Source organism: Bradyrhizobium sp. McL0615 (genome assembly GCF_049993905.1).
Classification (GTDB): domain Bacteria; phylum Pseudomonadota; class Alphaproteobacteria; order Rhizobiales; family Xanthobacteraceae; genus Bradyrhizobium.
Genome location: NZ_CP188254.1, coordinates 5,008,730 through 5,032,506 on the forward strand (window position 1 = coordinate 5,008,730; position 23,777 = coordinate 5,032,506).

General features: G+C 63.6%; 21 protein-coding genes. 13 read left to right on the top strand and 8 right to left on the bottom strand.

Features of this window, described 5'->3' with window-relative positions:
* The first annotated feature begins 67 nt into the window (after window positions 1-67).
* The gene (hspQ, locus tag ACPPVP_RS23685) at window positions 68-400 is read left to right on the top strand and encodes a heat shock protein HspQ (protein ID WP_171582305.1); all 333 of its coding nucleotides are present in this window, start codon (window positions 68-70) and stop codon (window positions 398-400) included.
* A gap of 91 nt (window positions 401-491) precedes the next feature.
* Here the strand turns inward: hspQ and ACPPVP_RS23690 are convergent, their stop codons facing one another.
* Window positions 492-1,316 (bottom strand): invasion associated locus B family protein, encoded by an 825-nt coding sequence (locus tag ACPPVP_RS23690; protein WP_426524949.1) that lies wholly within the window; start codon window positions 1,314-1,316, stop codon window positions 492-494.
* Window positions 1,317-1,576: 260 nt separating this feature from the next.
* On the opposite strand from ACPPVP_RS23690, the gene ACPPVP_RS23695 reads away from it, so the two are divergent.
* From ACPPVP_RS23695 to ACPPVP_RS23710, 4 genes are all read left to right on the top strand, one after another.
* The gene (locus tag ACPPVP_RS23695) at window positions 1,577-3,403 is read left to right on the top strand and encodes an extracellular solute-binding protein (RefSeq protein ID WP_426538022.1); all 1,827 of its coding nucleotides are present in this window, start codon (window positions 1,577-1,579) and stop codon (window positions 3,401-3,403) included.
* A gap of 45 nt (window positions 3,404-3,448) precedes the next feature.
* A complete protein-coding gene (locus ACPPVP_RS23700; RefSeq protein ID WP_426524951.1) occupies window positions 3,449-4,954 on the top strand; it encodes an AMP-binding protein in 1,506 nt (501 codons plus the stop codon).
* Between the two features lie 91 nt (window positions 4,955-5,045).
* Window positions 5,046-6,302: a GGDEF domain-containing protein gene (locus ACPPVP_RS23705; protein WP_426524953.1), complete on the top strand. Its 1,257-nt coding sequence runs from the start codon at window positions 5,046-5,048 to the stop codon at window positions 6,300-6,302.
* Between the two features lie 72 nt (window positions 6,303-6,374).
* The gene (locus ACPPVP_RS23710) at window positions 6,375-6,767 is read left to right on the top strand and encodes a PRC-barrel domain-containing protein (protein ID WP_426524954.1); all 393 of its coding nucleotides are present in this window, start codon (window positions 6,375-6,377) and stop codon (window positions 6,765-6,767) included.
* Between the two features lie 161 nt (window positions 6,768-6,928).
* Here ACPPVP_RS23710 and mfd read toward each other — a convergent pair whose 3' ends face one another.
* Together mfd and ACPPVP_RS23720 are read right to left on the bottom strand one after the other, a co-directional pair.
* Complete coding sequence (gene mfd, locus ACPPVP_RS23715; RefSeq protein WP_426524956.1) at window positions 6,929-10,447, bottom strand: transcription-repair coupling factor; 3,519 nt, start codon at window positions 10,445-10,447, stop codon at window positions 6,929-6,931.
* Window positions 10,444-10,734 carry a succinate dehydrogenase assembly factor 2 gene (locus ACPPVP_RS23720; protein ID WP_426524958.1) on the bottom strand — a complete coding sequence of 97 codons (291 nt, stop codon included), beginning with the start codon at window positions 10,732-10,734 and terminating at the stop codon, window positions 10,444-10,446. The genes mfd and ACPPVP_RS23720 overlap by 4 nt, the downstream gene beginning before the upstream one ends.
* A 205-nt stretch (window positions 10,735-10,939) precedes the next feature.
* Between ACPPVP_RS23720 and recG the strand changes: the two genes are divergently transcribed.
* Window positions 10,940-13,048, top strand: a complete 2,109-nt coding sequence (gene recG, locus ACPPVP_RS23725) for an ATP-dependent DNA helicase RecG (RefSeq protein ID WP_426524960.1) — start codon at window positions 10,940-10,942, stop codon at window positions 13,046-13,048.
* A gap of 20 nt (window positions 13,049-13,068) precedes the next feature.
* On the opposite strand, the gene ACPPVP_RS23730 is transcribed toward recG, so the two are convergent.
* Entirely contained in the window at window positions 13,069-13,854 is a 786-nt protein-coding gene (locus ACPPVP_RS23730; protein ID WP_426524962.1) for a DUF502 domain-containing protein, read from the bottom strand.
* A 217-nt stretch (window positions 13,855-14,071) separates the two neighbouring features.
* Complete coding sequence (glmS, locus tag ACPPVP_RS23735) at window positions 14,072-15,898, bottom strand: glutamine--fructose-6-phosphate transaminase (isomerizing) (protein WP_426524963.1); 1,827 nt, start codon at window positions 15,896-15,898, stop codon at window positions 14,072-14,074.
* A gap of 864 nt (window positions 15,899-16,762) precedes the next feature.
* Between glmS and ACPPVP_RS23740 the strand changes: the two genes are divergently transcribed.
* The 4 genes from ACPPVP_RS23740 (at window position 16,763) to ACPPVP_RS23755 (ending at window position 19,843) form a co-directional block, all read left to right on the top strand.
* Window positions 16,763-16,993, top strand: a complete 231-nt coding sequence (locus ACPPVP_RS23740) for a helix-turn-helix transcriptional regulator (RefSeq protein WP_426524965.1) — start codon at window positions 16,763-16,765, stop codon at window positions 16,991-16,993.
* 132 nt (window positions 16,994-17,125) lie between these two features.
* A complete protein-coding gene (locus ACPPVP_RS23745) occupies window positions 17,126-18,022 on the top strand; it encodes a DUF7146 domain-containing protein (protein ID WP_426524967.1) in 897 nt (298 codons plus the stop codon).
* On the top strand, window positions 18,019-19,416 hold the full coding sequence (locus ACPPVP_RS23750) for a primase-helicase family protein (protein ID WP_426524969.1): 1,398 nt from the start codon (window positions 18,019-18,021) through the stop codon (window positions 19,414-19,416). Before ACPPVP_RS23745 ends, ACPPVP_RS23750 begins: the two co-directional genes overlap by 4 nt.
* Before the next feature lie 265 nt (window positions 19,417-19,681).
* On the top strand, window positions 19,682-19,843 hold the full coding sequence (locus ACPPVP_RS23755) for a hypothetical protein (protein ID WP_426524971.1): 162 nt from the start codon (window positions 19,682-19,684) through the stop codon (window positions 19,841-19,843).
* A gap of 346 nt (window positions 19,844-20,189) precedes the next feature.
* Here the strand turns inward: ACPPVP_RS23755 and ACPPVP_RS23760 are convergent, their stop codons facing one another.
* Complete coding sequence (locus ACPPVP_RS23760; protein ID WP_426524973.1) at window positions 20,190-20,366, bottom strand: helix-turn-helix domain-containing protein; 177 nt, start codon at window positions 20,364-20,366, stop codon at window positions 20,190-20,192.
* 154 nt (window positions 20,367-20,520) lie between these two features.
* Between ACPPVP_RS23760 and ACPPVP_RS23765 the strand changes: the two genes are divergently transcribed.
* Window positions 20,521-20,709: a hypothetical protein gene (locus tag ACPPVP_RS23765; RefSeq protein WP_426524975.1), complete on the top strand. Its 189-nt coding sequence runs from the start codon at window positions 20,521-20,523 to the stop codon at window positions 20,707-20,709.
* Between the two features lie 52 nt (window positions 20,710-20,761).
* Window positions 20,762-21,436, top strand: coding sequence for a hypothetical protein (locus tag ACPPVP_RS23770; RefSeq protein WP_426524976.1), 675 nt, complete (start codon window positions 20,762-20,764; stop codon window positions 21,434-21,436).
* A 211-nt stretch (window positions 21,437-21,647) separates the two neighbouring features.
* Here ACPPVP_RS23770 and ACPPVP_RS23775 read toward each other — a convergent pair whose 3' ends face one another.
* Entirely contained in the window at window positions 21,648-21,887 is a 240-nt protein-coding gene (locus tag ACPPVP_RS23775; protein WP_426524978.1) for a helix-turn-helix domain-containing protein, read from the bottom strand.
* Window positions 21,888-22,074: 187 nt separating this feature from the next.
* Window positions 22,075-22,653 carry a hypothetical protein gene (locus ACPPVP_RS23780; RefSeq protein ID WP_426524980.1) on the bottom strand — a complete coding sequence of 193 codons (579 nt, stop codon included), beginning with the start codon at window positions 22,651-22,653 and terminating at the stop codon, window positions 22,075-22,077.
* A 555-nt stretch (window positions 22,654-23,208) separates the two neighbouring features.
* Between ACPPVP_RS23780 and ACPPVP_RS23785 the strand changes: the two genes are divergently transcribed.
* A complete protein-coding gene (locus ACPPVP_RS23785) occupies window positions 23,209-23,679 on the top strand; it encodes a DUF805 domain-containing protein (protein WP_426524982.1) in 471 nt (156 codons plus the stop codon).
* Window positions 23,680-23,777 lie beyond the last annotated feature (98 nt).

The window sequence follows — 23,777 nt, forward strand, 5'->3', positions numbered from 1 at the left end:
ACACGTAAAGGTTAATTCATCCTGTTGCCCCTAGCATCGGCCACAATCATGGTCTATTCGACGGGACATGATCAAAGCGCGCACCGCCAAATTTCAGATCGGGCAGATTGTCCGCCACCGGGTGTTTTCATTCCGGGGCGTGATTTTCGATATCGATCCGGAATTCAACAATACCGAGGAATGGTGGTTGTCGATCCCCGAGGAGGTTCGACCGCACAAGGATCAGCCGTTCTATCACCTGCTCGCGGAAAATTCGGAATCTGAATACGTCGCCTATGTCTCCGAGCAGAACCTGCTGCCGGACGATTCCGGTGAGCCGATCCGGCATTCGCAGGTGGCGGAGATCTTCGTGAAGGACAAGGCGGGCGGCTACCGCCCGCGCAATCCGTCGCTGAACTAGCAGCCCTTCACCCGCAGCAAACGACCTTCACCCGCAACAAAAAAGGCGCCCTGCCCGGGCGCCTTTTGCGTTTTGTCGAGCGCTGCAGCGGCTACTTCGCCGCCGGATTTGCGGCGCCGCCACCGGCTCCCTCGAGCTTCTTGCGCTGCTCTTCAGCCTTCTTCTGCAGCTCTTCCTGCAGCTTCTTCTGGTTTTCCTCGAACTGCTTCGGATCGGTCGGCGGACCGTCATAGGCCTTGGCGAATTCACCCGCGAGCGGCAACGGCAGCGTCAGCGGCGCGCCGTTGGAATTGATCGCCTGAACAACGAGGTTCTGGCCCTTCTTCAGGCTGGCGATCAGCTCGGGCGTTGCTTCGTAGTCGGACATGCAACCGTTCTGGAAGCAGATGACGTAGGGGCCCTGCAGCGGCGCGTTGCTGTCGACGATGATCCGGGTGCCGTGCACGAGCTGCATGCCGAGCGGCAAGGTCACGCGCAACAGCTTCTTCGGCTCGCCTTCCGGCTCGATGATCACGGCGGCGATGACAGGCTGGCCGGACTCGATGCGGCCGTCCTTGCCGGTGAAGCAGACCTGCTTGGCGCCGGCTTCCTGGCCCTTGAGGCAGAACTTGGTCCAGGGCGCGTAGATCAGCTGGACCTGCTGTTCCGGGGGCTGGGCGGCGGCGGGAGCGCCAGCCGGAGGGGCCTGCGCGGCCGGGGCACCGGCGGGAGCCGGAGCCTTGGGGGCAGCCTTCGGCGGCGCTTTCGGAGCAGCCGGCGCGGGTGCCTGCGCAGTCTTGGGAGCGCCCGGCGCTGGCACGGGCTGCTGGGCTTGCGCGCCCGAAGCGATCAAAGTTGCCGACAGTGCCGAGGCCGCCAACAGGGCCAAGAGCTGCCCACGCGGCCGGATCGACCCGGCCAAGATACGGAAATTCATTGCGGAAAACCCTTTCTGAACCGAAGCGCCCGAAACCGCTACAGGCACCGACACCTAGCCGCGCTGAGGCGGCTGTCTCGTTGGCAATTGAGGCGGATACGTGACAGGTGTTCCCGCCGTTATCAATTGCCCGCCTTCAATACAGCGGCAGACGAAAAGATCAATGCCGACAGGCATCTTTGGCATTCGCCGAAGGTCGAGGCCGAAGCCTATGGTAAAGCTTTCAGGTGCGCATTTTCGAATCAAATCCCCGTCCGCCTATGACCGTCTGCGGGCGTATCCGTCTGCGTGTGTTGGCGTGTATCGCCCTCGCGCTGGGTGTAGCGCCGCTGGCGCCGTTTGGCGGAGCAAAGGCGGCCGAGAGCCACGCGCTGGCGATGCACGGCGCACCGGCCCTCCCCCGCGACTTCACACAGATGCCTTACGCCAATCCCGATGCACCAAAGGGCGGACGGCTGGTCTGGGGCATCCTCGGAACCTTCGACAGCCTCAATCCCCTGATCGTCCGCGGCATCGCCGTTCAGCAGATCAGGGGCTTTGTGGTCGAGAGCCTGATGACGCGCGGCAATGACGAGGCTTTCACGCTCTATGGCTTGCTGGCCAAAAGCGTCGAGACCGACGACGCACGCAGCTATGTCACCTTCCGCCTCGACCCCAAAGCGCGCTTCGCCGACGGCAAGCCGGTCACGGCGGAGGACGTCCTGTTTTCGTGGGAATTACTGCGCGACAAGGGCCGCCCCAACCACCGCCAGTATTATTCCAAGGTCGCAAAAGCCGAGGCACCCGACCCGCTCACCGTGCGGTTCGATTTCGGCGGCGCCAATGACCGCGAGCTGCCGCTGATCCTCGGCCTGATGCCGGTCTTGCCGCGGCACGCGGTCGATCCCGCGACGTTCGAGGAAACGACAATGACCGGAACGGTCGGCTCCGGCCCCTATCGCGTCACCGCCGTCAGGCCGGGGGCCAGCGTCACGCTGACCCGCAACCCCGATTACTGGGGCCGCGACCTGCCGGCCAATCGCGGGTTGTGGAACTTCGACGAAATCAGGCTCGACTTCTATCGCGAGTCCAACGGTCAGTTCGAGGCTTTCAAGCGCGACCTCTATGACTTTCGCGTCGAGTACGAACCGCTGCGCTGGCACGACGGCTACGATTTTCCGGCCGCCCGCAACGGCGAAGTGATCCGCGATACCATCAAGACCGGGATGCCGCAGCCGTCGGAATTCCTGGTGTTCAACACGCGGCGTCCGGTATTTTCGGACGTCCACGTGCGGCAGGCGCTGACGCTGCTGTTCGATTTCGAGTGGATCAACCGCAATTACTTTTTCGGGCTCTACGCGCGCGCGGCAGGCTTCTTCGCCGGATCCGAACTGTCCGCCTATGGCCGTCCGGCCGACGAGCGCGAGCGCGAGCTTTTGAAGCCGTTCACCCTGCGCATCCGGCCGGATATTCTCGATGGCAGCTACCGCCTGCCCGTCACCGACGGATCGGGGCGCGATCGCACGACGCTGCGCAGCGCGCTCAAATTGCTGTCGGAAGCGGGTTATGAGCTCGATGGAACCGTGTTGCGGCAGCGCGCGACCAAAATCGCCTTCACCTTCGAAATCCTGGTGACGACACGCGACCAGGAGCGGATCGCGCTGGCCTATCAGCGCGACCTCAAGCGCGCCGGCATCGAGGCCAGCGTGCGCGCGGTCGATCCCGTGCAGTTCGACCAGCGCCGGCTCGGCTACGAGTTCGACATGCTGCAGAACCGCTGGGACCAATCGCTCTCCCCCGGCAACGAGCAGTCCTTCTACTTTGGCAGCCAGGCCGCCGACATTCCCGGCACGAGGAACTACATGGGGGCAAAGGAGCCCGCCATCGACGCCCTGATTGCGGTGCTGCTCGAGGCGCGCGAGCGGGCGGCTTTCGTCTCCGCGGTGCGGGCGCTCGACCGCGCCCTGATGTCGGGCTTCTACGCTATCCCCGTTTTTAACATGCAGGAGCAATGGATTGCGCGGTGGAATCGGATAGAACAACCTACAGCCACCGCGTTGACGGGCTACCTGCCTGAAACCTGGTGGCAGAAGCCGGAAACGAAGTGAACCCGCGAAGCGATCCACCCCCAGCGACAGAGCCGAAGTAACGCCGTGACCCAGCCCACCGCTTCGCCCACGCTCGATACGTTGTTCAAGCGCAATTTGGCGCGACAGCCGGATGCGCTGGCGCTGGTCGACCCCCTCAACAAGCAGCGCATCACCGGCCAGCCGCCGAAGCGTCTGACCTTCGCGCAAGCCGACCGCATGATTTCGTCGCTGTCGGCCCATTTCATCGAATCCGGCTTGCCGGCCAATTCCGTGATCGCGGTTCAACTGCCCAACACCATCGAATTCGCGCTCACCGTGCTCGCCGCCTTCCGCGCCGGCCTCGTCGTCGCGGTGCTGCCGCTGCTCTGGCGGCAGTCGGAATTGACCATGGCGCTGAACCGCACCGCCGCGCGGGGGATCGTGACCTCGGGCAAGATCGACGGCGTGACCTACTCGGACATCGCCATGAACGCCGCCGCCGAAGCGTTCTCGATCCGCCACGTCTGCGGCTTCGGCAGCGACCTGCCCGAGGGCATGGCCTCGCTCGACAACGCGATTTTCCGGGAATCACTGACCACGCGCGCCGTGATCCAGGACGGCCGCAAGGCGGCGTTGATTTCCTTCGACGTCACCTCGGACGGCTTCCGGCCGGTCCCGCGTGCCCATCTCGGCCTGATTGCCGGCGGCCTTGCGATGTCGCTCGAAAGCGACGTGCCGCAGGGCGCGACCGTCCTTTCGGCCTTCTCGCCGATGTCGTTTGCCGGCCTCGCCTCGTCGCTGGCGGTCTGGCTGCTGTCGGGCGGAACGCTGGTGCTGCACCATCCGTTCGACGAGGAGACGCTGGAACAACAGATCAACGAGCAGGCCTGCGATACGCTGATAGCACCGGCGCAACTGGCGCTGCGGCTGGACGAGATGGACCTCGCGGCGCGGATGCCAAGCCTGCGCAATGTCGTCGGCCTGTGGCGCACGCCGGAGCAGGTCGGCTCCAGCGCGTGCTGGGCCGCGAAACAGGCGACGCTGACGGATGTCTATCTGTTCGGCGAGGCTGGATTGTTCGGCGCGCGCCGGATCGCGGAGGACGGCTCGCCGGCCCTGATCAAGCCGGGGCCGCATGGCGCACCGCGCGACCTGCCGGGCTCGTCGATCGCCGGCGATATCGTGCTGACGCCGCGTGGCACGCTGGGACTGCGCGGGCCGATGGTGCCGGTCGCGGCCTATGCACCGCCTCCGCCGCCGAGCGACTCCCTGATCGCCTCGCCGCCGCGCGACTACGTCGATACGGATTACGCAGCGCGGCTCGACCGCGTGAACGGCGCGATCAACATCACGGCGCCGCCATCCGGCGTCATGGCCGTGGGCGGCTACCGGTTCCTGGCGCAGGACCTGCAGGAGTGGGCGCGGCGGCTCGGCCAGGGCGCGCTCTTGACCGCATTGCCCGACCGCCTCAGCGGCCACCGGCTTGCCGGCCGCGCGCTCGACAATGCGCGCGCCCGCGACGCGCTGACAGAGCTTGGTCTTAACCCATTGATGGTGGAAGCATTTCGCGATCGGAGCAACGCGGCCTGAGAGCCTCTTTCAGCCCGGCCGTTGACGCCGCATTAAGCGCAGCAAACTAGACTCGCTGGTTCCAGATGCGTGCCTGACCCGAGTTCTAAAAATGTCCCAGCAAGGTCCAATCCTCGTCGTGTCGACCGCGAGACGGCCGTCTTTTGCCGCCACGCTCGACATCGGCAGGCTATTTCCGGTGGTCGAGACCGAGTGGGCGGACGCGGTGCGCGCTGTCGAGCAGGTGCAACCAGCCGCCGTGCTGGCTGCAACCTCGGACACCGATGCAGCCGGGCTGGCGCAGCTGGCAGCGCGGGTTGCCGCGCGCCAACCCTATCTGCCGCTGATCGCGGTCGACCCACAGGTCGCGCATCCAGACAACGTGATTCCCTTCTTTCAGAACCAAATCCCGCAACCTCAAGTCTCACAAACTCAAGGCGGCTCCGACCGTCTGGTGGCCCGGCTGCGGGCCGCGCTGCGCGTGCGCTCGTTGCATGCGACCGTGATGCGCCGGCTGGAGCCGGCAACGCCGATGGCACTGTCGCATATCGATCCGGCGCGCGACGCCACCGTGCTGCTGATCGGCCGCGGCGGCGCCTATCCGACATTGTCGGTCGCGCTTGGCGAGCGTACCGGCGTGGTCGGCGCGCTCTCGATCGAGGCTGCTGCGAAGCATCTCAACGTCAGGGACATCGACGGCATCGTGCTCGGCGAAGGTTTTAGCCCGCGCGTGATCGACGCCTTCCTCACCGTGCTGACGGAAGACGCCCGTTTTCGCAACCTGCCCATCGTTTTGACGGGCGGAGATCTGGCGCCGGCCTACGATCTGCCGAATCTTGAGGTCGTCTCCGACGACGCCGCCCGGGTGGTCGCGACGGCGCTGCCGCTGATCCGCCAGCACGCCTTCGAGGCGCATCTGAGCCGCACGCTGAAGGCCATCGATGCCGATGGCCTGATCGATGCGCGAACCGGCCTGCTGACCCGGGAAGCCTTCGAGCGCGACTTCGCCAGCGCCATCTACCAGACCCAGCAACGCGGCGGCGGATTGTCCATCGCACGCTTTGCGTTCGATCCCGAGCATCCCCGCGCGCAATTCGACGGAGCGCGGATCATCAGCCGCCTAATGCGGCAAATGGATTTCGGCGCTGCTGAGGAGGACGGCTCGGTCGTCGTGGTCTTTGCCGAAACCGACCTGAAGACGGCGCATACCATCGCCCGGCGGCTGTCCAGCGTGATGCGCCATACCAGCCACGGCCACCGCGACGCACGATCGGAGCCGGCCGTAACGGTCGCAACGCTCCTCCCAAACGATTCCGCAAAATCGCTGCGATCGCGGCTGCAAGAAGAGGCACATCGCGCCGCATCGTAATGATGCGACGCACCGGAGGAACAACCTGCCCGGTCCTGCATTGTAGTGCACCAAATGCACTGGAGGACTGAAATGAAGAAAATTGTATTGATTGCCGCTTCGCTGGCCTTGCTCGGAAGCCCGGCTTTCGCCGAGAGCAAAACCGTCGGCGCAGCGTCGGCCGAAGCCAAATTCTCGACAGTATCGAAGGACGAGATGTTCTCTTCGAAATTGAAGGGCCTCAACGTCTATAACCAGAAGGACGAGTCGGTCGGCGAAATCACCGACATCGCCATCAAGGGCAACTCCGTCGACGCGCTGATCCTGTCGGTCGGCGGCTTCCTCGGCATGGGGGAGCACTACGTCGCCGTATCGCCGGGCTCCGTCAACGTGAAGCGCGATACCAAGAACGATAAGTGGGTGGCGACGATGAACACCACCAAGGAAGCGCTGAAGGCTGCGCCGGAATTCAAGTATCCGAAGTAAACGCAGATAAACTTGCCTCGTGAGAACGGCCGTCGGCAGTAATGCCGGCGGCTGTTTGCGTTCTCGTAGGGTGGGCAGAGCGCAGCGTGCCCACCATCAGTGCCTCACGTAAAGATGGTGGGCACGGCGCAAGTGCGCCTTTGCCCACCCTACAAAGCAAATTACGCCGCCTTCTTGTTTTCCGCGAGATTGGCGAGTTGCCGCAATATCTCGGTCGTGCCCATCAACCGTTCTTCCGGCGTCTTCCATGTCTGCAGGAACACCACCTTCATGTCGGGACGCACCTTCGCTGCCTGGCCGTGCTGGCGGATGAAGAATACCAGCCGGTCCGGCTGCGCGAACTTGTTCTCCCGGAAGGTGATGACCGCGCCCTTCGGCCCGGCATCGACCTTCTCGACGTTGGCACGCCGGCAATAGGCCTTGATGGCCGCGACCTTGAAGAGATAGCGCACTTCGTCCGGCAACACGCCGAAGCGATCGCGCATCTCGGCGGCGAAATTGTCGATCTCCTCGTCGGTTTCGAGGTCGGCCAACCGCCGGTACAGCGACAGCCGCACCGCGAGGTCGTTGACGTAATCCTCCGGGATCAGCACCGGCATGCCGATGGTGATCTGCGGCGACCAGCGGTCAGCCGCCGGCTCCGACACGCCGGCCTTGAGGTTGAGGATCGCCTCCTCCAGCATCGACTGATAGAGCTCGAAGCCTACTTCCTTGATGTGGCCGGACTGTTCCTCGCCCAAGAGATTGCCGGCGCCACGGATATCGAGATCGTGCGAGGCTAATTGGAAGCCCGCCCCCAGCGTTTCCAGCGACTGCAGCACCTTCAGCCGGCGCTCGGCCTGGGCAGTGATTTTCTGCTGCGCCGGCAGCGTGAACAGCGCATAGGCCCGAAGTTTTGAGCGCCCGACCCGGCCGCGCAGCTGATAGAGCTGCGCCAGCCCGAACATGTCGGCACGGTGCACGATAAGCGTGTTGGCGGTCGGGATATCGAGACCGGACTCGATGATGGTGGTCGAGAGCAGGATATCGTACTTGCCGTCATAGAACGCCGACATGATGTCCTCGATCACGGTCGGGGCCATCTGGCCGTGCGCGACGGCGACTTTCATCTCCGGCACGTTCTTGTCGAGAAAATCCTTGACGCCGGCGAGGTCCTCGATCCGCGGCACCACATAGAATGCTTGCCCGCCACGGTAACGTTCGCGCAGCAGCGCCTCGCGGATCATCAGCGGATCATGCGGCGCCACGAACGTTCGCACCGCCAACCGGTCGACCGGTGGCGAGGCAATGATCGAAAGATCGCGCACGCCGGTCAGCGCGAGCTGCAGCGTGCGCGGGATCGGCGTGGCGCTCAGCGTCAGCACATGCACCTGCGCCCGCAACTGCTTCAGCCGTTCCTTGTGGCTCACGCCGAAGTGCTGTTCTTCGTCGACGATCAGCAGACCCAAATCCCTGAACTTGATCGCCTTGCCGAGCAGCGCGTGGGTGCCGACCACGATATCGACATTGCCGTCGGTCAACCCCTTCTTGACCTGCGTCAGCTCCTTGGCCGGGATCAGGCGGGAGGCCTGCGCGACATTGACGGGAAAGCCGCGAAAACGTTCGGCAAAATTCTTGCTGTGCTGGCGGGCCAAGAGCGTCGTCGGCACCACGACGGCGACCTGCTTGCCATCGAGTGCGACCGCAAACGCCGCGCGCAGCGCCACCTCGGTCTTGCCGAAGCCGACATCGCCACAGATCAGCCGGTCCATCGGCCGGCCGCTTTCGAGATCTTTCAGCGTGGAGGTGATGGCCCCCAGCTGGTCCTCGGTTTCCTCATAGGGGAAGCGGGCGCAGAACTCGTCGTAGACATGCGGTTGCACCGGCATTTTCGGCGCTTCGTGCAGATGCCGCTCGGCCGCGATCTTGATCAGCTCGCCGGCAATCTCGCGGATGCGGTTCTTGAGCTTTGCCTTGCGCGCCTGCCAGCCGCCGCCGCCCAGCCGATCCAGTTCGACATTGGCGTGGTCGGAGCCGTAACGCGACAGCAGTTCGATGTTCTCGACCGGCAGGAACAGCTTTGTTTCGGCGGCATAGTGCAGTTCGAGGCAGTCATGCGGCGCGCCGCCGACCTCGATCGTCTGCAGCCCGACAAAGCGTCCGATGCCGTGCTCCACGTGAACCACGAGATCGCCGGTGGCGAGGCTTGTGACTTCGGAGATGAAGTTATCGAGCTTGCGGCTCGACTTGCGCGGCCGCACCAGGCGGTCGCCGAGGATGTCCTGCTCGGTGATGACGGCGAATTCGTCGGTCTCGAACCCGCTCTCCATGCCGACGACTGCAAGCATGGCCTCATTGCGGGGCGTCGCCTGCACCGTGCGCCAGGCGTTGACGCTGGTAAGGTTGGCGAGCTTGTGGTCGCGCAGCATGCTGCCCATGCGGTCACGGGAGCCTTCGCTCCACAGCGTGATCACCACCTTCTTGCGTTGCGCCTGCAACGCCAGCACATGCGCCACTACGGCTTCGAACACGTTGACCGAACCATCGGCGCGCTCAGGCGTAAAGTTGCGGCCCTGCCGCGCCCCGGCTTCGAACACGTCGGCACTGCCTTCAGGCACCGCAAATGGCGTGAGCCGCGCCAGTGCGGCCTCATTGAGGCGCTCGGTCCACTCCGCTTCCGTCAGATAGAGCCGGTCCGGCGGCAACGGCTTGTAGATCGCGCCACCGCCTGGATGGTCCAGCGCCTCGCGCCGCGCCTCATAATAATCCGCGATCTGCTTGAAGCGCTCGCGGGCAGCGTCCTCGCCCTGCGGCTCGATCGCGACCGGCGCGCCGTCGAGATAGTCGAACAGCGTATCCATCCGCTCCTGGAACAGCGGCAGCCAATGCTCCATGCCGGGATGGCGGCGGCCCTCGCTGACCGCTTCATAGAGCAGGTCGTCGCGCTGCGGCGCGCCGAAGGTTGCGACATAGCCCATGCGAAAGCGGCGGATGGTTTCGGTAACGAGCTGGAATTCCGAGACCGGAACCAGATCGAGCGCGCGCATGTCGAGCAGCGTGCGCTGGGTTTCCGCATCGAATGTGCGGATCGATTCGAGACTATCGCCGAAGAAGTCGAACCGCACGGGTTGGTCGAGACCGGCCGGAAACAGATCGAGAATACCGCCGCGCACGGCGTATTCGCCGGGCTCGCGCACGGTCGAGGAGCGGTTGTAGCCATTGTGCTCCAGCCAGGCGACGATCGAGTCCATCGGCACGACGTGGCCGGGCGCCACCGACAGCGCCTGCGCCGCCACCACCTCGCGCGCCGGCACGCGCTGCACGACGGCGTTGACAGTCGTGAGAACGATCAACGGCTTGTCGCTGCCCTGCAGGCGCGAGAGCCGCGCCAGCGTGGTCAGGCGCTGCGCCAGGATGCCGCCATGCGGCGACACACGGTCGTAGGGCTGGCAATCCCAGGCCGGAAACTGCATCACGGGCAGATCGGGGGCGAAGAATTCCAGCGCCCGCGCCAGCTGCTGCATGCGCGGACCGTCGCGGCAAACGACGGCAAGGCTTACTGCTGGCGGTTTTGGCCGAGCCGCCACCGCGCGGGCGAGGTCCGAGATGACGAGCCCTTCAGCGCCTTCGGCAACATTGGCAAAAGTCAGCGCGCGGCCGGGGGCGAGCAGCGCGGCAGGTGATTTGACAGGCGACTTCATGCGTCGTGATCCACGGCGCGAAACGCCTTGATGCGGTCGAACAGCGCGGTCGCATATTCCGGATCGAGCGGCGTATCGCCGATCAGCGCGGCATAGAGATCGGGATCGGGCAACTCGATCAGGCGCTCGAGTTCGGTCAGTTCGCCGTCGCGCATGGCCACTATCTCGGCATCCGCAAAGCGGCCGAGGATGAGATCCATCTCGCGGGTACCGCGATGCCAGCAGCGGAACAAAAGCCGCTTGCGGCGGTCGTCGAGGCCACCGCTTGATCGTGTCGTACCCGTCATTTCTCTGGTCCCATTCGAACGCCAAAAGCCCGGACGTGCCGGGCGAGGTTGATATAGCGATACGGATCGCCAATGTCAGCCCTTCCTGCTCGCAATTATCAACTACATCGTCATCGCCGGGCTTGACCCGGCAATCCATCCTCTTTTGAAGATGGATGCACGGGTCAACCCCGTGCATGAGGCACGAAGTGCGACGAGAAATCTGATGCGCCCCACCCTGCTCAATCCGTTGTTTGCGCCGGTCACGACCCTTCCGGGCGTCGGGCCGAAGCAGGACAAGCTCTTGCGCTATCTGCTGTCGCGCGATGAGACGCCGCGGCTGGTCGATCTCTTGCTGCATCTGCCGGCCAGCGTGATCGACCGTCGGGCGCAGCCGAAGATTCGCGAAGCCGTACAGGGAACCATGGTGACGCTGGAAGTCACCGTGGATCGCCACCGCCCGCCGCCACCGCGCAATTCCCGCGCGCCCTACCTGGTCTATGCCTCAGACGATACCGGCGACGTGGTGCTGACGTTCTTCCGCGCCAAGCCCGGTTATGTCGAAAAACTGCTGCCGGTCGGCGAGAAGCGCTACGTGTCCGGCACGCTGCAGATGTATGACGGCATCCCGCAGATCGTGCATCCCGACCGCGTCGTGGATGAGGCCGGATTTGCAAAACTCAGTGGCATCGATCCGGTCTATCCCCTCACGGAAGGTCTGGCGCTCGGCTCGCTGCGTCGCGCGATCGCGCAGGCGCTGCAGAAACTGCCTGACCTGCCCGAGTGGATCAGTCCCGAAGTCATTCGCCGCTGCAGCTTTCCGCCGATCAGCGAAGCGCTCAATCGCGTGCATGTCCCGCTCGAACTCACCGACATTTTGCCCGATGGTCCGTTCTGGTCGCGGCTCGCCTTCGACGAACTCTTGGCCGGCCAACTGGCGCTGGCGCTGGTGCGCGCGCAACTTCGGCGCCCGGCCGGCGACCGCAACGCCGGCGACGGCCATCTGCGCCACAAGATCATCGATGCCCTTCCTTACGCGCTCACATCCTCGCAGCGCGAGGCGGCCGCCGCCATCGCCGAGGATCTACGCCAGCCGATTAGGATGCTGCGGCTGCTGCAGGGCGATGTCGGCTCCGGCAAAACGGTGGTGGCGCTGCTCGCCGCCGCCGCGGTCGTCGAGGTCGGCAAGCAGGCCGCGCTGATGGCGCCGACGGAAATCCTCGCCCGCCAGCATATCAAGACCATCGCCCCGCTGGCCGAACGCGCCGGCCTGCGGGTGGCGATCCTGACCGGCCGCGAGAAGGGCAAGGAGCGGCGCGAAATTCTGGCGCGGCTGGAAGCCGGCGAGATCGATTTCCTGGTCGGCACGCATGCGCTGATCCAGGATGACGTGATCTTCAAGGCGCTGGCGCTCGCCGTGGTCGACGAACAGCACCGTTTTGGCGTGCGGGAACGGCTCGCGCTGACCAACAAGGGCGACGCGGTCGATGTGCTGGTGTTGAGCGCGACGCCGATCCCGCGCACGCTGGTGCTCACTTATTTTGGTGACATGGACGTTTCCGAGCTGCGCGAAAAACCGGCCGGCCGTCAGCCGATCGAGACCCGCACCATCTCGATGAGCCGCCTCGACGAGGTGACTGATGGCGTCGGCCGCGCGCTGCAGGCCGGCAAGCTGGTTTACTGGATCTGTCCGCTGGTCGAGGAATCCGAAGCCGAAGGCACCGAGCACCTCACCAACGCGACGGCGCGGTTCGAAAAGCTGAAGCAACGCTTCGGCGACAAGGTTGGGTTGGTCCACGGGCAGATGAAGGGGACCGAGAAAGACCGCGTGATGGCGCAATTCGCCGCCCACGAGATCGGGCTATTGGTGGCGACCACGGTGGTCGAGGTCGGCGTCGACGTCCCCGCCGCGACCATCATGGTGATCGAGAACGCCGAGCGCTTCGGGCTCGCGCAATTGCACCAGCTGCGCGGCCGGATCGGGCGCGGCTCGGAGGCGTCGACCTGCCTGCTGCTCTACAAGGAGCCGCTCGGCGAGATGTCGAAGGCGCGGCTGAAGGTGATCCGCGAGACCACCGACGGTTTTCGGATTGCCGAGGAGGACCTGAAGCTGCGCGGCGAAGGCGACGTGCTCGGCATCCGCCAGAGCGGCCTGCCCGGCTATCGCATCGCCCGCTCCGACGTCCACGCCCAACTGATCACGCAGGCGCGCGACGAGGCGCTGCGGATCATGAAGGACAATCCAAAACTCAAGGGCGAGCGCGGTGAGGCGCTGCGCTGCCTGCTCTATCTATATGAGCGGGACGAAGCCGTGCCGCTGATCGGCGCTGGCTAATTGCGGCCGGGCGGCAGACTTCAATCCCTCTTCACTTTCACGGCAGCCGGCTGCAGCGTGGCTGCCGAGTTGGCCACGCGCGCCGCGTTCGCCATACCGGCCAGGGCTGCGGCATTGCGTTTCTGCGGATCGGAGCCGGGCTGCACCACGCCGGCCGACATGATCAGGGTCGCGGCGTCCTCGGTGCTCATGTCGACTTCGATGATCTTGCTCTTCGGCACGTAGAAGAAGAAACCCGTGGTCGGGTTCGGCGCGCAGGGCAAAAATACCGAGATATGTTCCTCTTCGCCGGGAAGTTGGCTGGCGATGTTCGCGCTCGGGGACTGCGAGATCAGGACGATCGACCACATGCCCGGCGAGGGAAACTCGACCAGGCCGACCCGGCGAAAGCTCGACCCCTTGCCCGAGAACAGCGTCTCGAACACCTGCTTGAGGCCGCGGTAGATCGCGCGCACCACCGGCATCCGGCCGAGCAGCCGCTCGCCGAGGTCGACCAGCGTCCGGCCGATCAGGTTGGCGGTGAGGAAGCCGAGCAGCGTCAGCGCGATCACGGCGACGATCAGGCCCGAGCCGGGCAGCCCGAACGGCAGATAGGTCTCCGGCCGGTAGGCCGTCGGCACGAACGGACGGACGATGCTGTCCACCCAGTTCACGAACCACCAGGTCAGATAGAGCGTGATCGCGACCGGCCCTGCGACAATCAGTCCGGTCAGAAAATAGTTCCGGAATCGGGCCATGAGCCCGCGAGGGTGTTCCGGCGGGGATTCGTCCGGAGGCGCGGTCGGGGGCAGTTCTTCGCGGTTCATTGGGGTTCCAGGTCAGGGCAGCCGGCCTATGCCAGCTAAGCCATCCTAGCAGGTTTTTGAAGAGCCAGCGTGACAGCCAATCGGCTTGACTAGAGCCTTTTCCGTTTCGATTGCAACGAAACGGGGCTCTGGATTCCTCGTTTTGACGCGTTTTCTTAACGCGAACCGGGGTCCACCCCCGGATCAAGTCCGAGGGCATGCTTCGCTGGAAAATGCTCTATTCGACCGTTACCGATTTGGCGAGATTTCGCGGCTGATCGACGTCGGTGCCCATCACCACGGCGGTATGGTAGGCTAGCAATTGCACCGGGACGGCGTAGACCATCGGGGTGAACGCCGAGGCCATGTCGGGCAGCACGATGGTGACCAGCGATTCGATGGTGGCTTCCGCCGCCCCCTTGGCGTCGGTCATCAGGATGATGTTGCCGCCGCGGGCTGCGACTTCCTGCATGTTGGAGACGGTCTTTTCGAACACCCGGTCGAACGGCGCGATCACCACGACCGGCATGTTCTCGTCGATCAGCGCGATCGGCCCGTGCTTGAGTTCGCCGGCGGCATAGCCTTCGGCGTGAATGTAGGAAATCTCCTTCAGCTTCAGCGCGCCTTCCAGCGCCAGGGGATAGCTGGTGCCGCGGCCGAGATAAAGCACGTCTTTCGATTTCGAGAGGTCGCGCGCCAGCTTTTCGATCTGCGGCTCCGACGTCAGCGCCGCCGCCATCAGGCGCGGAACTTCGACCAGGCCGTGGATGAGCTTCTGCTCGTCATCGTCCGACAACTCGCCGCGCGCCTTGCCGGCGGCGACCGCGAGCGCGGCCAGCACCATCAACTGGCAGGTGAACGCTTTGGTCGAGGCGACGCCGATTTCGGGACCGGCCAGCGTCTGCAGCACGGTTTCGCTTTCGCGCGCAATCGTCGAGGTCGGCACGTTCACCACCGACAGGGTATGGACGCCCTCGCCCTTGGCGTAACGCAAAGCTGCCAGCGTGTCGGCGGTCTCGCCGGACTGCGAGATGAAGATCGCGAGATCCCCCTTGCGCAACGGCGCCTCGCGGTAGCGGAATTCGGAGGCGACATCGACCTCGACCGGCACGCGCGCGAACCGCTCGAACCAGTATTTGGCGACATAGCCGGCATAGCTCGCGGTGCCGCAGGCCGTGATCGAAACGCGCTGGATATCCTTGAAGTCGAACGGCAGTTTTACCGGCAGCGCGACGCGGTCACTCGCCATGTCGACGTAGCGCGCAAGGGTATGCCCGACCACTTCCGGCTGCTCGTGGATTTCCTTGGCCATGAAATGGCGATAGTTCGCCTTGTCGACCAGCGAGGTCGAGGCCGAGTGCTTGACCGCCTCGCGGTGCACGATCGCGTTGTTCTTGTCGTAGATGGTGGCGCCCTTGTGGGTCAGCACCACCCAGTCGCCGTCCTCGAGATAGCTGATCGTATCGGTGAAGGGACCTAGCGCGATCGCGTCCGACCCGAGATACATTTCGCCGTCGCCGTGACCGATCGCCAGCGGCGGGCCATTGCGGGCGCCGATCATCAGGTCATCGTCGCCGGCAAAGATGAACCCGAGCGCGAACGCGCCGCGCAGTTCCGACAGCGTCGCCCTCACCGCCTCGACCGGCGCGATGCCCTGCTGCAGCAGATTGTCGACCAGGTGCAGCACGATCTCGGTATCGGTTTGGGTCTTGAAGACGGTCCCCTTCTTCTCGAGCGCCTCGCGCAGCTCGCGAAAGTTCTCGATGATGCCGTTGTGAACCACGGCGACGCGATCGGTCGCGTGCGGATGGGCGTTGTTCTCGGTCGGCTTGCCGTGGGTGGCCCAGCGGGTATGCCCGATCCCGGTGTGGCCCTGGAGCGGCTCGGCATCGAGCCGCTTTTCGAGGTTCTTCAGCTTGCCCTCGGCGCGGCGGCGCGCGAGGCGGCCGCCTTCCAGCGTGGCGACGCCGGCGGAATCATAACCGCGATATTCAAGCCGCTTGAGTGAATCCACCAGTTGCTCCGCGACCGGAGCGCGTCCCAAAATGCCGACAATGCCGCACATGCGGTTCAATTCCCCAAAACGACGATAGCGCGTCGCAACCCGCGACCCTCTTAACGAGAAATGCAGCCTGACAGATACTCAATAATTGTTGCGTATTGAGACAGTCTTAAGTGGAAGGCTTAACAACGCTTAACCGGTGCCAGTTCCTCATGGCGGGGAGCCCGCGCAGCAGGCGTCTCGAACCATGAGGCCCCGTCCGTGGCCTGCATCCTTCGAGACGCCCGCTCCGCGGGCTCCTCAGGATGAGGGATCGACGGTTGTGATGCCGCAAGATCAGCCGCCACGTGCGTCAGGACTACGAAATACAGCGTCGCGATCTCGCGGCATGACCTGCCCGAGCTTTGACCTTGGTTCTCCCCGAAGAGAGGGAGCAGGGAATGCCGGATGCACGCTGCACCCGCGATCTCGCGTGCAATGGGTAGAAGGAGGCGCACACGAGCATACAGGTTCAGCGGAGGCACTCCGGCATTCCCTGCGCAATGGCTTTACGGCTTATACGTGCTCTCCCCGGCGACGAATTCCTTTTTGTCACCGTCGCCAGCGGATTGAGATTTGTCTTGAGCCCGGTCGGGCCGACGCGTCTCCGCTGGCTTGACATCAGCCACGGATGCCAGAACCACACGGCCTTGCCGCAAGCATAAAGAAATGTTGGCTTTTCAATGCTCTAGCGAAATGGAGCGGCCTGCTCGGAAGGCCCGGGCCCCGAATATGCCCCAACCCAGCTGAAGCCGATTGGCCCTGCCCATCCTTGAAAATAAATTTCGCTCTGAGCGCCAGTGACACGCTCTGAGCGCATCTCGCATTTGCGGCTTACCGCTTCCAGTGAGATGGTTGCGGGAGGCTCATTGAAGCAGGGAGAGGCTCATGGCTAAGGTGGCCAACCGGAAGATGCCGACGCCTTCGTGGACTCGCCGCGAGCTTTGTGGCGCGCTCGGTATCTCTATCGCCACTTACAAGAGGCTTCAGGCCGAGGGCAAGGGACCGCAAGAGCTGCGTCTGTCGCCAAGAATTATCCGCATCACGCCAGCCGCAGTCGAGCAGTGGATGATGCGGGCGCGAACGGCTGAAAATAGCGCCGACGCGAACGCGGCCTAAAACGTACGAAGGCCCCGGAGGGTGCCGGGGCCTTCGCAATTTCGACCGGGCAAACGGTCGGCGCTTAACAAGCACCCGACGATATAGCCCGCTCCGAGCCGCCCCGCCAGAGGGTGCATGAGGAACCGGGCCATGACGACCGCCCAGCAGATAGCTTTCACGCTTAGCGGCCAGCGCGCTCAGCGCCTCACAGGTGGCGGCTGGCTGGTGCCGTGCCCTGTTCCATCCCATGGCCGGGGTCGCGGCGACCGCTCGCCGTCGCTACGCGTTGGCGACGGCGCTTCCCGGCTGCTGGTGTGTTGCTATGCGGGTTGCGATCCTCGCGACGTGCTCGATGAGCTGAGGCGGCGCGGTCTGCTTGATGATCGGCAGCGCGCAAGCTGGAAGCCGGTTGCCAAAGCGCCACCTCGTGACGACGATCAAGCGCGCAAGCAGCATGACAAGGCCGCATGGCTCTGGTCGCAGCGCAAACCGATCACCGTTACCATCGCTGAGACCTATCTGCGCGTGGCGCGGAAGATCAGCTGTGAGCTGCCGCCGACGCTCGGCTTCCTGCCAGCGCGAACACCCAAACGGCACCCAGCAATGATCGCGGCGTTCGGCCTCTGCGATGAATTGGCCCCTGGCTTGCTCGCCGCACCGCGCAATGTGCAGGCTGTACATCTGACGCTGTTAAAGCCTGACGGTAGCGGCAAGGCGGATGTTGAGCCAAATAAGATTGTTATCGGAAGTCCGAGCGGCAAGCCGATTATAATCGCACCCCCAAACGATCCCTTAGGGCTGGCGGTAAGCGAAGGCATCGAAGATGCGCTGTCGGTTCATCAAGCGACAGGCTTGGGAGCATGGGCCGCTGGAGCCGCAGGCTTCATGCCGAAGCTGGCCGACGCCGTCCCCGACTACATCAATCACGTCTCTGTCTTCGCCGACGCCGATCCGGCAGGCCAACGCAACGCAGTACTACTGGCGGAGCGGCTAAATGCGCGCGGCGTCTTTGCGGAGATACTGCCATCGGCGGGAGCGCAAGCATGAGCCGCGATGCAAATGATGTCCTACGCGAGCACGGGCCCGATGCGTTGCGGCACGCGTTCGACAGCGCACCACGTCTGACGGCTAATGGGCAGGACGGAACCGACTGCGGCAGTGGCGGCGTTCAGCTTGAGGATTTTGCCGCATACATGCCGCAGCACTGCTACATCTTCAAGCCGACTCGCGAGACGTGGCCCGCGAGCAGCGTGAACGCAAGGGTTCCCCCCGTCGCTCTCGGCGTCGATGAGGATGGCAAGCAGAAATTCCAGAGCGCGAGCGCTTGGCTCGACCAGAACCGCGCCGTTGAGCAAATGACTTGGTCTCCCGGTGATCCGATGCTGGTTGATGGGAGGCTCATTAGTGAAGGCGGTTGGATACGGCGCCCCGGCTGTCGCGTTTTCAACTTGTATCGGCCACCAAACATAGAGCCAGGCAACGCAGCTGAAGCCGACCGTTGGCTGGAGCACGTCTTCAAGGTCTTCGGCGATAGCGATCAGCACATTGTCAAGTGGCTGGCGCATCGGGTGCAGCGGCCACATGAGAAGATAAACCACGCCCTCGTGCTGAGCGGCCATCAGGGTATAGGGAAGGACACGTTGCTGGAGCCGGTGAAGCACGCCGTTGGACCGTGGAACTTTGCCGAGGTGTCGCCCCAGCACATGCTGGGCCGCTTCAATGGATTCCTGAAGTCCGTGATCCTGCGTGTCAGCGAGGCGCGCGATCTCGGTGATACAGATCGTTTCGCGTTCTACGACCATATGAAGGCATACACCGCCGCCCCGCCAGACGTACTGCGTGTGGACGAAAAGCATCTGAGGGAATACGCCATCCTAAACGTCGCCGGCGTCATCATCACGACCAACCACCTCATGGACGGCATCTACCTGCCGGCTGATGATCGCCGCCATTTCGTCGCATGGTCTGACCTCACGAAGGAAGACTTCGTCACGAGCTACTGGCGCGACCTTTGGGCGTGGTTCGGCAAGGGTGGCATCCGCCACGTCGCCGCCTATCTCGCCGAACTCGACCTCACAGGCTTCGACCCGAAGGCACCCCCGCCGAAGACCGATGCGTTCTGGAGCATCGTGGATAGCAACCGAGCGCCCGAGGACGCAGAGCTGGCGGACGTTCTCGACGCACTAAATAACCCGCCCGTGACGACGTTGGATCGGATCAAGGGAAAGGCTCTCGGCGACTTCCATGACTGGCTGGCCGACCGCAAGAACCGGCGCGCCATCCCTCATCGCCTTGAGCGCTGTGGCTATGTTCCAGTTCGCAATGACACCCGCGAGGATGGCCTCTGGATCGTACGCAAGGTCCGGAAGGTAATCTATGCTCGGAAAGATATGTCACTTCGAGATCGTCTGAGCGCCGCCCGGAACCTTGCCGAGCAGTGAGAGCAGCAAAAGCAGTGAAATATCATTATCGCCATAAACCCCGCCATGTGCCACTTCCTTTGCAAAAAGCGCGCGCGCGAGGGAGGGGCCCGTGGGAGATAGAGGAAATTTCACTGCCTTCACTGTCGGCACTGCTCGACGAGCAGGGCCAAGCGCACAGCAGCGAGCATCGGTGATGCTCGGGCACGCACCACTTGGCCGCAGCGATTCTCCAGGGGCCCTGCGGGCGCGCAGGGCTCGGGCACGCCGCCGCGCAGGATACAAAATGCTGCATCTCTTGGTGAACGAACGCCGGTTTGCTGCAGCTCTGCGCGCAAGGGATCAGCTCGAAGGCGCCGGCGCAACCGAAGACCTTGGAACGGCAGCCAGTGATGTGCTGTCCAGTTTCTGTGATCGCTGGATCGGGAAAGAAAAACCGCGCGCGTGACGGCCCGTAACCCCGGTGAGGTACTATGGTCGCCACATGCTGACAAGAGCACTTGTACCGGAGGATTTTCAGCGGAACGCGCAACTTGAACGCCGCTCCTGGCATCGAGCCGTGACCGCATGCGCGCTCGCGAGGGCTCAGCGCTGCGATCCCGAGACAATCATGATGGCTGCGTGGCCGACGGATGACCGTGCTGCGCTGATCCCCAAAAGCGGAAATCGCGCACGACCAAAGCCAGAATGCCACGGCGGGCAACGAGGCACAGGGCTGAGAAGCAAGTAGCCCGCACGAGCCAACGGGTCGCGCGAATGCGCGCCCGATGGCTCGTCCGCGCTACGCTTGCTGATCAATGGAGGCGGCGCGCCCAGCACAACAGCCACTCCGGCTTCACGTCGAGCGCATGACACAGCTTTATCAGCTCGATCGGGTACATCCGCGCGCGCCCGCGCTCCCAGCTCACAATCTGTTCCACACTGTAGCCTGTCAGTTCAGCTCGCCGATCCGTTGCTGCTTGAGCGCACATTCAGGTTCCGCCTGTCTCATATCTGCCGCACATCGCTCGAACGTGACCGGCCTGCCGCACTGTGGGCGCATTCGGGCATTCATGCTCACGGAGTGGCTGAGGGGCGCGCGGCTGGCTGCCCTGATTTCTCCAACGAACAGGAATAAATACTGTGATGAAGATCGTGATTGTAGCGGGTGCGACGCTTGCTCTGGTGACCGCGGCTGGCGCTGCCGACATCCCGCGCCCACAGCCCGTCTATCAGCAGGCCCAGTTCGGCAAGATGCCGATTGGCAAGACCCCAATCGGGAAGACCCCGATCGGAAAGACGCCCGTCGCGGCGCGGCCCTATGCGCGGTATTGACCAGGATCCTCGTTGATCCTGAGCTTTATCTTCGACAGTTGAGGGGCGAACCGTGGCAAACAGGCCGAAGAGATCAGGACTATGCTTGCTTGCAGGACTCGCGGTCCTGCTCCAGTGCGGAATCCATCCTGCTTCAGCACGCGAGATTGACATTCTCGCGGGCCTGGAACGTCTCATTTCCCCCCAACAGGAAGTCGACAAGCGCGCCGCCAACGCGAGCGCGCTTGTTTCCGGTGAAACGTCGACCCGAAAGCCAGCATCGGGATCAGCAAAGGGCCCGTACTATGTCGACTTCAGAGCCAGAACGGCGGCGAGCTGGGGACATGCTTTCGTCTGGTTCGGGAAGACAAGCGAGCGCGCCGTCGAAGTCGCGGGCCTTACCCCGGCGGGAGACACCGTGCCTTATGTGCTTGGTCATCTGACCTGGGTGCCGTCCGAGACCAAGGCAAGCTATGGCGATCTGGATCCGCAGTACCTGACCGCCAGCTACCGCGTTTACTTGAATGAGCCCGACGCAAAGAGGGTTTTCGCCTACATCAAGAAATTGCAGGAAAGTTCGCCGGTCTGGAACGCCGAAACAACCAATTGCACTTCGTTTATCGGCAGCATCGCAGAATTCATGGGATTGAAAGTCCCTCACCGCTGGCAGCGTCCCGAGAACTACGTCAACAGTCTCAAGGCGATGAATGACGGGCGCCAGATGATCCGCCTGTCGTCAGAGCAATAGCTCGCGTTCGTCACTGTCCCCTGAAGGATGAGCTTCGCGTCGCCCGCGACCTGAGATGCCGGCGCGTAGGATGGGTGGAGCGAAGCGATACCCATCAGCTGCGGTGCGTAAACCCGATGGGTTTCGCTTCGAGGCTGAGCAAGTAGCCCGCATGAGCCAACGGGTCGCGCGAATGCGCGCCCCGTTGGCTCATCCGGGCTACGCTTGCTGATCAATGGAGGCGGCGCTCCCAGCACAGCAGCCACTCCGGCTTCACGTCGAGCGCATGACACAGCTTTATCAGCTCGATCGGGTACATCCGCGCGCGCCCGCGCTCCCAGCTCACAATCTGTTCCACACTGTAGCCTGTCAGTTCAGCAAGCTCGCTGCGATTCATGTGGGCCTTGGCCATCGCACGCGTCAGGCGCTCGCCGATGCGTTGCTGCTTGGCAGCGTAATTCTCGTGAGGCATCGTCGCGCCTCCCTTGTCCAACTGTAGCCTACACCAAATGTCAGGAGACGGCAGCCTTTTCCCGCGCCAAAGGATGCGCGCCCCATGGGATGAGGCAAAGGCGCTGCAGCGGCCGTTGCCGGACAATGCAATCAGGATCGTCGCGCGAGGAGCAGACAACGAAGACAAGGCCGCCGCATGAAATTGCTCATCGGGCTTTGACCGCCGCGCAGAACTGTTCCGTGACCGCTGTCGTTTCCTCGGTGACGTTCCAGCCGTTCGTCTCGGCGTTTTCTTTTGCCAACTTTTGCTCGTTCTGAAGCATCTTCTTGATGAGCGCGTACGGTTTCCAGTCGGCCCTGGACAGCTTGACGGGGGGCGCACCGCAGACGTTGTGGGCAATCGCTTTCTGCACACTTGTGCTGACCTCGCTCATGTGGCCCTCGACCACGGCGGTAAAGCGCGCCTTGGCGTATTGGCTGTTGGCTGCGATGAAGTCCCTGCAAAAGGCGACCCGTTGACCTGCATCGCGGGCCTTGATGTAGGCCGTTTGCGTTTCGTAGTGCACGCGGTAGGCGAGTTTGTTGGCGTTCGGGTCAGACTTCACCGCTTCGAACATGGCGCGATGGTCACCCGAGGTGTCGTCACTGATCCTGAGGTCACATACTTTGGCCAGGGAGGCGACCGGAACGTAAGCCCGCACCTGGGCTTCCAGGGCGTCGTTGGCGTGCGCTACTGGCGCGAACAGGCTGGTGGCGATTGCGAAAGGAGCGAGACAGCGCTTCATTGGCGATACACTCCAGATCACCGGACCGGAAGCGGTGGCGGGGTTAGGGTCGCGGTGGTCCACCACACGCACCAGCGCGGCGCCCCAGCCGCGAAGCGTCCAGCCCGGAAAACGGGTTGAGCAACTTACTGCGCGAATTCATTGGGCGGCAGGAGAGCCGCAACATTGATCTGGATCATGCCGTTCTACATCCAGGACCGGGTCGTCGGTCGTGCCCATCGATACCGCGCCGCGACTCGCCATCCCGCCCCCTGGAGCCGCGGTCCGGCAGGCAACCCATTTACCCTGCGAGCACCAGATCGCTCGCCTTCTCGGCCAGCGCAATTGTGGCGACGTTGGTCATTGCCTGCGGGATTCCGGGGAAGACTGACGCGCCGATGACACGCAGCAAGTAGCCCGCGTGAGCGCAGCGACATGCGGGGACGAACCACAATCCGGATATCGCTGCAGTCATCCGGGCTACGCTTGCTGCCTGAAGAAACCCCGTTTCGAACCAGATCTGCCGCCGTACCGACCAATCAAAGCACCCGAGAGGACGCCCCTGGCGAGGATGCGATGAAACTGCAGAAAGTCCTTTTCAGCTTCGAGGGCCGGATCGGCCGCGGCACCTATTGGCTGGCGATCCTCGCCTTGATGGTCGCAGTGCTGGTCTTGACCTTCGCGCCCTTTCTCCTCGACAGCGAAGCGGCGGCCGTCCTGTTGCTCGCCTTGGCCTCGCAATTCATATGGCTCTTGAGCCTGTGGCCGATACTGGCCGTGGGAGCCAAGCGATTGCACGACCGCAACAAGAACGGCTGGTGGCTGCTGGTTTTCTGGCTGTTCCCCTTCGCCCTGGTTTGTGGCGGCTTCAGCATCATCTTCTTTGACGACCCCAGAACCGGCCGGAGCGGAGATTTCTCGACCGGCTCGATCCTGATTTTTGCGAGCCTTCTGCCCGCACTATGGGGCATCGTCGAGCTCGGCATTCTGCCGGGCACCAAGGGGCCGAACCTCTACGGCGCCGACCCGGCGCAACAGCCGGCTTGAAAACCGCTATGAGTCCTGCGCCGGAATTACGGCCGGCTATCCTTGAGGGCTGCGGCCACGCGAAAAATCTCAGCGCGTGGAATCTCATTTGACGTGGG